Source organism: Streptomyces apricus (genome assembly GCF_008369065.1).
Taxonomy (GTDB): Bacteria; Actinomycetota; Actinomycetes; order Streptomycetales; family Streptomycetaceae; genus Streptomyces; species Streptomyces apricus.
On sequence record NZ_VDFC01000216.1, the window covers coordinates 1 to 1,283 of the forward strand.

A 1,283-nucleotide genomic window follows, 5' to 3' on the forward strand; every position below is an offset into this window, starting at 1 on the left:
AGCCCCGACCCCGCGGAGGCGTCCGCCCCGCCGACCCCGTCGTCCACGACCTGGAGCAGCAGCCGGTCCTCGATCCGCCACACGTCGACCGTCGCCCGCGTGGCCCGCGCGTGCTTGCTGATGTTCTGCAGCAGCTCGGACACGGTGAAGTAGGCGATCCCCTCGATGGCCGGCGCCGGCCTGGCCGGCAGGTCGACCTCGACCTGTACGGGCACGGCGCACCGCGAGGCGACCGAGGACAGCGCCGCGTCCAGCCCCCGGTCGGTCAGCACGGCCGGATGGATCCCGCGGGCCAGGTCCCGCAGTTCCTGCAGCGCCGTCTTCACCTCGCCGTGCGCCTCGCCCACCATCCGCGCGGCCTCCTGCGGATCCTCCGCGAGCTTCTCCTTGGCCAGCCCCAGGTCCATGGCGAGGTTCACCAGCCGGGCCTGCGCCCCGTCGTGCAGGTCCCGCTCGATGCGCCGCAGGTCGGCCGCCGCCGTGTCGACCACGACACCACGGTCCGACTCCAGCTCCACCACGCGCGTGGCCAGCTTCGACGGCCCCAGCAGCCCGGCCACGAGGAGCCGGTCCACCAGGGTCAGGGCCCGCACGATCCACGGCGTCGCCAGCGTGAGCAGCAGCCCGACCAGCGCGGTCACGGTGATCTCGAACGGGTTGTCCAGGTAGACCTGGTGCGTCTCGTCCCCGTACAGCTGCAGTCCGTCCTGTCCACCGGACATCGGGAAGAGCCAGAACCACACCGGGTACGTCAGCAGGGTCCAGCCGGTCACCCACAGGGTGAGGGCCACGCAGAAGGCGAACACGGCCCACGGGAAGTGCAGCACGGTGTAGAGGAGGTGCCGCCAGGACGCCCCGCTCTTGAGGGTCGCGCCCATCCAGCCCATGGCGCCCTGCTTGCGCCTGCGCAGGGGTTCGGGGGCGGCGACGTCGAGGCCGAGCAGACCGCGGGCCCGGGCCCGTTCCAGGGCGCCCAGCCCGCGGCAGCCGGCGAGCCCGGCGGCGAGCACCGGGACGCCCAGGAAGGTGACCAGCAGGCCCGCGCCGAGCGACATCGTCGTCACGGCGAAGACGAAGGTGGCGATGCTGATCGGCAGGCTGAGCATCAGGTAGGCGAACTCACGCAGGCTGCGGCCCTCGATCGGGGCCCGCAGCGCGGCGGGGAGCCGGTGCCACCGCTCCCCGGCGCCCTCCCCCCGGAATCCGGGGCCGTCGTCCCACCCGTATCCCTGTCCGTACTCCGTGGCCATGGCCACGGAGTACGGACAGGGATACGGGTGGGA

At 73.1% G+C, this 1,283-nt stretch carries 1 protein-coding gene; it reads right to left on the reverse strand.

Features of this window, described 5'->3' with window-relative positions:
- The coding region (locus tag FGF04_RS39275; protein ID WP_149516171.1) for a sensor histidine kinase at positions 1 to 1,250 on the reverse strand (1,250 nt) is incomplete at its 3' end.
- Positions 1,251 to 1,283: the final 33 nt, after the last annotated feature.